This is a genomic window from Gammaproteobacteria bacterium (assembly GCA_033720895.1).
GTDB lineage: Bacteria > Pseudomonadota > Gammaproteobacteria > Natronospirales > JAJUFS01 > JAWWBS01.
In genome coordinates this window covers 1-8,775 of the sequence record JAWWBS010000076.1, presented here as the reverse complement: position 1 = coordinate 8,775, position 8,775 = coordinate 1, and the positions used below count along the sequence as shown (strand labels likewise).

The following is an 8,775-nucleotide window of genomic DNA, read 5'->3' as shown; positions in this document are numbered from 1 at the left end:
TGGCCGACATGAGCGTCATCAAGGTCGTCGATGATGTCGAGATCGGAACCCTGCTGTACTTCTCGGCCTTCATGGATGCGAACGACACCATTCACCTGTTCGAGCACTCGCACAACGGTCTCGATCACATGGCCATCAACACCGATGGTGAAGTGCTCGTGCCGATGTACGGTCTGTCGAACGATGCCACCGATGGCAATGGCTGGACCAAGGCCGAGCCGGCAGGCTTCGTCAATGGCACCATTGTCTGGGTTGCTTCGGATACCGTCGACAATGACGGTGGCACCACCCTGATGTACGCCAAGCTGTTCGATCCGTCGGCTGTTGATGCTGGTGGCTCGGCGTCGGGTGGCCTGCTGACCTACTTCGAGGCCTTCGACGAGTCCGGCCTGCCGAGTGGCGTGGGCGTGCCGTCTGATGGCTACAACATCACCATGACGGGCGAGTACTGGCGCCTGGTCGTGACCGGTGTGGAAGTGGGTGGCTCGGCTACCGTGACCATCGATACCGGCGCATCGCTGCCCGAGTTCTGGCGTGTCATGAAGTTCAATGGCGCAGACTGGATCGAGTACGGCGCCTCGCGCGTCAGCGACACGGCGTTCGCAATCACCATCGTCGATGGTGGTGATGGTGATGCGGATGGCGTGGCCAACGGCATCATCGTCGACCCGGTCGGCCTGGGCACCTTTGACGGTGCAACTGTGCAGACGTCCGGTGGCGGTGGCGGTGGTTGCACCATCGGTGATGGTCGCCAGCCGTTCGATCCGCTGTTCCCGACGTTGCTCCTGATTGCGGGTATCTACCTTATTCGTCGCCGCCAGGCGAACTGAGCGCGCTAGTCGCGAAAGGAGTTCGTCATGAAAAAGGTGATGAAATTGCTGACCGCCGGACTGGTAGCGAGCTTCGCGCTCGCTACCGCTCCGGCTCTCGCCACCGAAGGCGGGGAGGGCAGCTTCATGGACAAGACGGTGACATGGTTCACGACCGATACCTACGTGGGTATTCAGTTCGGTTCCCTGTCTCACGACACCAATGAAGCTGATATCAACAACCTGACCTCGGCAACCTACATCAACAGTGTGTCCATCGATGATGGCGGCACCGGCTATCGCCTGTTCTTCGGCAAGAAGTTCCACAAGAACTTCGGCGTCGAGCTCGGGTATGCCGATCTCGGCGAAATCGATGTGAATGTTGATGCCAATGCCCTGTTCCCTGATTCGTTCCTTCAGGATCTGGCGAACGCCACCCCGGTGGCGCCGTCCGGCATCCTGATCGACGCAGTCGGATCGTGGACGTTTGCCGAGTTCGGCATGGAAGGCGAGTGGGCTGACAAGCTGTCGCTGGTCGGTCGCCTGGGTTTCTTCATGTGGGAAACCGAGGTTGATTACGGCCGCAACGGCATGACCTTTGCGGCTGATGACGATGGCTCCGATATCCACTTCGGTATCGGCGCTTCGTATCAGATCAACGAGGACTTTGCTGTCCGCTTCGAATATGAAATGTTCCAGTCCACCACCGAAGTGGACATGATCGGTGTGGGTGTGTCATACAGTTTCTGACCATGACCGAGTGAACGTTTCGTGTTGCAAGATGAACCGCTCCGGTACTGCCGGAGCGGTTTTTTGATGCCAAGCTGGCGGGATTTACCGCCTAAAACAGAGGAACTGTCGCGATGCCATTCCGGATTGTCCTGCTGCTTGCCCTGACGGCACTTGCCACTCCGCTGCATGCGGGCGTGAAAGTCTCCGGCGAACCTTGTGGTGATCGCTTCGAAATCGTGGCCGAGCAGGCCAGCCTGTCGGACGTGCTGAAACGACTGTCGGATGCGGCAGGCTTCGAACTGCGCTTCGACCCCGCGGCCGATCGGGTGGTGGATTTCAACCAGCGTGGACAGACCGCGCGCCTGCTCAAGGCACTGATGGGGCAGACCAGCTTTGTCGCGCTGGAAGATGTCGACCCTGCCTGCGGGGAGGGTCGCTTTATCCGGCAGGTGTGGGTACTGCCGCGCGGTACCGGTGTCGACTATGTCGAGTATCGCCCCGAGCCGCGCCCGCGCCCGGCCATTCGGATTACCGAACCCCTTCCCCCGCCACCGCCGGTGGACCCCCTGCCGCGCGGCTTGCGCAACAAGGCGGGTGGCGACCGGTCCACGCTGAACCGGCTGCGCGAAAAGGCCAAGAGCGGGGAGATCGTCGCCGACCCGGAGACGGGTCGTGCTGTCGACCGGGAAACCATCGAAGACCATGAAGCAGAGGATGAAGAAGAATGATCGTGAATATCGACAAGCACCTTGCACGCCTGGCCCTGCTCTCCTTGCTGCTTGCCATGCCATTGGCGAGCGCTGGAGATCCAGCCAGCGAGAGCCAGTCCGATAGTGAAGTCGGCAGCCAGCAGGACGCCAGGGAGAAACCGCGGACCCAGCAGAACCAGGGGCGCCGCGGTGGCCGCCCGTGGGGCGGCATCGAGGCCAGGATGTGTGGCGCGGAGATTACCCGCGTTGCCACGGATGGCACGGAGCGCGTTTTCTATCCTCCGACCGAGTATTTCGAGCAGTTCGAGGCCGAGGTCGTCAACCAGGGTGAAATGGATCGTAAAGCCATCGCTGTCACGACGCTGCTCGAGCAGGCCGGCGCAACAGCGGTGCGATTTACCGATTGCCGTGACCGGGAACTGAGCGTTGCCGCTGCCGACGCCAAAGCCTACCTGCTGGTGATGACCGGCAAGGGCGTAATCAAGCTGGCGAGGGTCATGGAGAACGGCGGCATCGATACCGAGCAGAGGCGCGTCCGTCGTATTGTGTTCCAGGCGGATGGCGTCGAATAGCAGCCTGCCGAGAGCTGGTTGAATGATCCGAATCGACAAGCAGCAGCAGCTGGTGATCGCGATGCTGGCCGGGCCGCTGGCGTGGTTTGCCTTCCAGCAACTCGGCCTGCTGCCGGCCGCGCTGGCCGGCTGGGCGCTGTGGCGTTTCGTGCTGGTTCAGCCTGTCATCGAGGAGCTGGTGTTTCGCGGCGCCATGCAGCAATGGTTGTTGAAGCGCGTGCCGCAGCAACTCGGTTTCCTGAGCTGGGCGAACATCATCACCGCCGTGGTTTTCACCCTGGCGCACTTCGTCTATCACCCGCCGCTGTGGGCGCTGGCCGTATTCGTGCCGGCGCTGCTGTTCGGGTATTTCCGTGATCGTTACGATCACGTCTGGCCGGCCCTGCTCCTGCACACCTGGTACAACGCCGGCTTTTTCCTCCTGCCCGTGTTGCTCTGAACCATTCCTTGATTGACACGAAAAACCCCGGCCGAAGCCGGGGTTTTTCTTGCAGGGCGAGTCGTCCTACCGAATGGCAATGAACAAGGCGCCGTTGCCGCGGCGAATGTTCAGCAACAACAGGCCGCCATCGGTGTTGGACACCAGGCGCCGGAAGTCGCCGACATTGCCGACATCCTTGCGGTTTACCGAGGTAATGACATCGCCCGGTCGCAGGCCGACGCCGCCGGCACGTGCGGCCGCGGTGCCCGGCTTCACGCCGGTGACCAGCACGCCCTCGACCTGGCCGAACAGTGGCGAGCGATCATCCAGCTCCGAGAAGGTCGCGCCTTCCAGTGCCGGATGCAGGCCATTGGCAGCGACGGTGTTCTCTTCCGGATCGCCGATCGTGGCGACCACGGTCTTGCGCTTGCCGTCACGCATGATTTCCATGCGTACCTTGGTGCCGACGCGCATCAGGCCGACGCGGTTGCGCAGGTCCGAACTGGAGGTGACCTTCACACCGTCCAGGCTGAGCACGACATCTCCGGCCTGCAGGCCGGCTTCCTCGGCGGCGGAGCCCGGCACCACGTTGGCGACCAGGGCACCTTCGTTCTTGTCGAGGTCGAAGGCCAGCGCGAGATCGGCGGTGACATCCTGGATCTGCACGCCGAGGATGCCGCGCTTCACTTCACCGTATTCCTCGATCTGCTCGACCACGACATTGACCATGGCCGTCGGAATGGCGAAGCCGATGCCGATGTTGCCGCCGGTGCGCGACAGGATGGCGGTGTTGATGCCGACCAGTTCGCCGCGCAGGTTGATCAGCGCGCCGCCCGAGTTGCCCGGATTGATCGAGGCGTCGGTCTGGATGAAGTCCTCGAAATTCTCGTTGTTGAGCCCGTAGCGTCCCAGGCCGGAGACGATGCCGGACGTGACGGTGTGGTTCAGGCCGAAGGGGTTGCCGATCGCGACCACGAAGTCACCGACCCGCAGCTCTTCCGAATCCGCGATGGGCAGGTCGACCAGGTCATCGGCCTCGATACGCAGCAGGGCGACATCGGTGCGCGGATCGGTGCCGACCACCTCGGCGGTGAACTCGCGATTGTCGTTCAGCAGTACCGTCACTTCGTCGGCGTTCTCGACCACGTGATTGTTGGTCACGATCAGGCCTTCATCGGCATCGATGATCACGCCCGAGCCGAGGCTCTGCTTCTCCTGCTCGCGCGGCTGTGGTGCGCGGTCCCCGAAAAAGCGGCGGAAGAAGGGGTCGTTGAACAACGGGTTCTGTTGCATCTTGACGGTGCCGCGGGTGGAGATGTTCACCACGGCCGGGCTGGTCTTTTCGATCAGCGGTGCCAGGGTGGGCAGCTCGTCACCGTTCACGCTGCTCGGCAGGCCGGCGGCCGCAGCAGGGCCGGCCAGGAATGCCAACAGCAGCAGGCTCGAAAGCGTCAGTTTGCGCATGGCCAATGTCCTTTGGTCTGGATTCGAAAGATTCAATCAGCGTCGCCGCATGGCGGCGCGGTAACATTTTTCGTATGCCCTCTTATATAAGGGCAGTCCCTTGGAAGACAAACAGGGTGAAGCGAAAGTTGCCGCTTCACCCTGCCTGCCGGGCCATTTTTCACGCTGCCTGCACAGTTGGCGCGGGAGAGGGGGTGCATCCCGGCGCCGGCAGGCCTCGTGTCCCTGGCCCCCGTTCGAAGTGTTCAGCACGCCAGGGGAGGACGCCTGAACGGGGAGGCCGAACGGTTCTTGCTCGCTGCTTTCAGCCTTGTGGTCAGCCCTTGACCTTGATCCGGCGGGGCTCGACCTTGGGCTGTTTCGGAATGACGATTTCCAGCACGCCATTCCGGGTTTCCGCCGTGATGCCTTTTTCATCGGCCGTCTCCGGCAGGCTGAAGCGGCGGAAAAACTGGCCGCTGACGCGCTCCACGCGACGGTAGCCGGCTTCCCGGTCTTCCTCGCGGGTCTCGCTGGACCGGTGGCCACGGATCGTCAGCACGCCGTCATCGAGGCTGACGTCGATGTCCTGCGGATTCACGCCCGGCACATCGGCGTGCAGCACGTAACGGTCCTTTTCCTCGGCCACATCCACTGCCGGCGCCCAGTCGGCGACCGGGGTGCCTTCCTCGTCATTGGTGGCTTCGTAGCCGGCGAACAGGCGGTTGATGTCGTCATGCAGGCGGCCAAGGCTGCCCCATCCATTGGGTACGCCGGCCAGGCCGCGGCTGCGTCCAAACAGCGGTTGATAGCGAATCAGGCTCATGATGCTCACCTCTCTCTACTCTGTCGCCAGCAGGGCTGGCGTTGTTCTCTTTCCTGAGCCGGAAATGGGGATGGGCGAATCGTTTTCAAGACCTTGAAAATGGGGGTGGCGTCGCGGTCGGCAGGCACAAGATCGAGCCCGTGGAACCAATCCGCCGTGCCAGCCGGATAGGGCAAAACCCCAGATTTTTCGCTGATTTCCCCTTGTGGAACAAAAAACAGGGAAAATGGCTGACACAACATCTTGTGGTTTGGGGTAGGATCCCAGGGGCGAAAAAAAGCCTGGCTATTTTTCACCCAAAATCACGGCAAAATTCGCTAAGCCATTGTTTTTATGAGTATTAGCGCCCTCATTTTTTGGCGGATTTTGTCTTGACAGGGGTCAATGCCGGGACTAGCCTTACATCTGCACAACACAAGATGTTGTGTCAGGGGAACCACAAGTTTTCCACAGCTTATCCATGGATATGGTCACAGGCCCAGCCTGATCTCCGTACTCCAGAAGCCCCCAAATCAGGGGTTTCAGCTGAAAAACCAGGATCCAGGGGGATGCCGGGTTTGGAAGCGGAGCAGGGAGCAGACAAGAAGCCGGTTTAGCGAAGACGCCGAACCACGGACCTCGGAACACTGATCTGCAAGGGAAGCAGCCGCCCTGGCCAGGCGTGAGATTCACATCGGCCAGTCAGCAGCGTGCAGATCGACCCGCGAGCTCCAACGGCAAAAACAAGCCGGAAAGAGACGCGAGACGGGCGCGATTGGGCTTTTCCGATCAAGTCCGCCGGGAGATCAGAGCCGGAGTCAGCCTGCGGGCCTCATCCAGCTAATGACAAACAAGAGTGAACAGGGTCGATGAACAAGGCCCGGTTTTAAGGAAAGGAGCCACTCGCCAATGAGCACCGTCATGAAACAAGCGCCGCAGTCAGTTACCGACATCCAGGTACAGACCGCTTCGGAAGATATCTGGGACAAGAAGTATCGCCTGAAGGCGAAGGACGGCACGGTCATCGACCATACCGTCGACGACACCTACCAGCGCGTGGCGCGTGCGCTCGCCGACGTCGAAGACAAGGCCAAGCGCGACGAGTGGTACGAGAAGTTCGTCTGGGCACTGCGCGAGGGCGCGATCCCGGCCGGCCGCATCACCTCGAATGCCGGCGCGCAGCAGCACAAGCCGGCCACCTCGACCATCAACTGCACCGTCTCGGGCACGATTGTCGATTCGATGGACGACATCCTTAACAAGGTGCACGAAGCCGGCCTGACCCTGAAGGCAGGCTGCGGCATCGGCTACGAATTCTCGACGCTGCGCCCAAAGGGTGCCTACGTCTCCGGCGCCGGCGCCTACACCTCCGGCCCGCTGTCCTTCATGGATATCTACGACAAGATGTGTTTCACCGTGTCCTCGGCCGGCGGTCGCCGTGGCGCGCAGATGGGCACCTTCGATGTCGGCCATCCGGACGTGCTCGACTTCATTCGCGCCAAGCGCGAAGACGGTCGCCTGCGCCAGTTCAACCTGTCGCTGCTGGTGACGGAAGAATTCCTCGAGGCCGTCAAGGCCGACACCGAGTGGCAGCTGGCCTTCCCGGTGACCGAGAAGGAAGTCGAAACGGACAATATCGATGTCTACGACATCGAGCAGGTGGTCTGGCGCGAATTCCCGGCGCCGGAAAAGTACGTCGTCAATCCCGAAGGCCTGGTGGCCCACAAGATCTACAAGACCCTGCCGGCCCGCCGCGTCTGGGACATGATCATGGCCTCCACCTATGACTACGCCGAGCCGGGCTTCGTCCTGATCGACAAGGTCAACCAGATGAACAACAACTGGTTCTGCGAGAACATCCGCGCCACCAACCCTTGCGGCGAGCAGCCGCTGCCGCCGTATGGCTCCTGCCTGCTCGGCTCGGTAAACCTGACCAAGTTCGTGGTCGATCCCTTCACCGATAAGGCGCGGTTCGACTGGGACAAGTTCAAGGAAGTGGTGAAGGTCTTCACCCGCATGCTGGACAACGTCGTCGAGATCAACGGCCTGCCGCTGGAAGGCCAGCGCAACGAAATCAATCGCAAGCGTCGCCATGGCATGGGCTTCCTGGGCCTGGGCTCGACGGCCACCATGCTGCGCATGAAGTACGGCGAGCCGGCTTCGGTCGAATTCACCGAGCGCGTTTCCCGCGAGCTGGCGCTGGCCGGCTGGGAAGAAGCCCTGGAGCTGGCCGAAGAGAAAGGTCCGGCGCCGATCATGACCGAAGAGTTCGAGGTCGATGCCGAGATGCTGCGCAAGCGTCCGGAAATGGCGAAGGATGGCTACAAGCTCGGCGACAAGGTGCCGGGTCGCATCCTGCACGCCAGGTACTCGCGCTACATGCAGAAGGTGGCCAGCGTGGCACCGGAGCTCGTGGAAAAGCTCGCCGAGAAGGGCGCGCGTTTCACCCACCACAGCTCCATCGCCCCGACCGGCACGATCTCGCTTTCCTTGGCCAACAATGCCTCCAACGGCATCGAGCCGAGCTTCGCGCATCACTACTTCCGCAACGTCATCCGCGAAGGCAAGAAGTCGAAAGAGAAGGTGGACGTCTTCAGCTTCGAGCTGCTGGCCTACCGCGAGCTGATCAACAAGAAGGCAATGCCGTATTCCGAGGAAGCGGGCGAGCAGCTGCCGGATTACTTCATCACCGCCGAGACCATCACGCCGAAGGAGCACGTCGACATCCAGGCCGCTGCGCAGCAGTGGGTGGATTCCTCGATCTCCAAGACGGCCAACGTCCCGACGGACTACCCGTATGAAGACTTCAAGGACATCTACCTCTACGCCTACGAGAAGGGCCTGAAGGGCTGCACCACCTTCCGCTTCAACCCGGAAGCCTTCCAGGGCGTGCTGGTGAAGGAATCGGATCTCAAGAACACCACCTACAAGTTCACGCTGGAAGACGGCTCGGTCGTCGAAGTGCCGGGTGATGAAGAGATCGAATACGACGGAGAGCTCCACACTGCAGCGAATCTCTACGATGCGCTGAAAGAGGGTTACTACGGCAAGTTTTAAGCTCGGGGAAACGAGTTAGGCGCTCGTCTTGGGGAGGATCGCCGAAACCGCGAACGGGCCAGGTCATAAAAACACAACAGACCTGGCCCCTCGCACCCCGAACACCAATTTGGGTGGGCTGCTGGATATCGGCAGTTAAAGTGAATCCGGAACGGCAAGTCCGAGATTCATGGTCCAGACTCCTGACTTCGTGCAGCTAGCCGAAGAAGGCAGTTCACCCAAACCT

At 61.3% G+C, this 8,775-nt stretch carries 8 protein-coding genes; 6 read left to right on the top strand and 2 right to left on the bottom strand.

Annotation, left to right across the window (positions count from 1 at the left end; all coding sequences use genetic code 11):
* The 5 genes from R3217_09680 to mrtJ all read left to right on the top strand — a co-directional run.
* Window positions 1-830: choice-of-anchor U domain-containing protein (locus R3217_09680; protein MDX1455714.1), on the top strand; the 830-nt coding region annotated here is incomplete at its 5' end.
* A gap of 27 nt (window positions 831-857) precedes the next feature.
* On the top strand, window positions 858-1,559 hold the full coding sequence (locus R3217_09675; protein MDX1455713.1) for an outer membrane beta-barrel protein: 702 nt from the start codon (window positions 858-860) through the stop codon (window positions 1,557-1,559).
* A gap of 113 nt (window positions 1,560-1,672) precedes the next feature.
* Complete coding sequence (locus R3217_09670) at window positions 1,673-2,269, top strand: hypothetical protein (GenBank protein ID MDX1455712.1); 597 nt, start codon at window positions 1,673-1,675, stop codon at window positions 2,267-2,269.
* Complete coding sequence (locus tag R3217_09665) at window positions 2,266-2,823, top strand: hypothetical protein (GenBank protein MDX1455711.1); 558 nt, start codon at window positions 2,266-2,268, stop codon at window positions 2,821-2,823. The genes R3217_09670 and R3217_09665 overlap by 4 nt, the downstream gene beginning before the upstream one ends.
* 22 nt (window positions 2,824-2,845) lie before the next feature.
* A complete protein-coding gene (gene mrtJ, locus R3217_09660) occupies window positions 2,846-3,262 on the top strand; it encodes a JDVT-CTERM system glutamic-type intramembrane protease (GenBank protein MDX1455710.1) in 417 nt (138 codons plus the stop codon).
* Between the two features lie 66 nt (window positions 3,263-3,328).
* Here the strand turns inward: mrtJ and R3217_09655 are convergent, their stop codons facing one another.
* Window positions 3,329-4,708 carry a DegQ family serine endoprotease gene (locus tag R3217_09655; GenBank protein ID MDX1455709.1) on the bottom strand — a complete coding sequence of 460 codons (1,380 nt, stop codon included), beginning with the start codon at window positions 4,706-4,708 and terminating at the stop codon, window positions 3,329-3,331.
* 316 nt (window positions 4,709-5,024) lie between these two features.
* Window positions 5,025-5,513 (bottom strand): Hsp20/alpha crystallin family protein, encoded by a 489-nt coding sequence (locus R3217_09650; GenBank protein MDX1455708.1) that lies wholly within the window; start codon window positions 5,511-5,513, stop codon window positions 5,025-5,027.
* 888 nt (window positions 5,514-6,401) lie between these two features.
* Here R3217_09650 and R3217_09645 point away from each other — a divergent pair.
* Window positions 6,402-8,549, top strand: a complete 2,148-nt coding sequence (locus R3217_09645) for an adenosylcobalamin-dependent ribonucleoside-diphosphate reductase (protein ID MDX1455707.1) — start codon at window positions 6,402-6,404, stop codon at window positions 8,547-8,549.
* The last annotated feature ends 226 nt before the right edge of the window (window positions 8,550-8,775 follow it).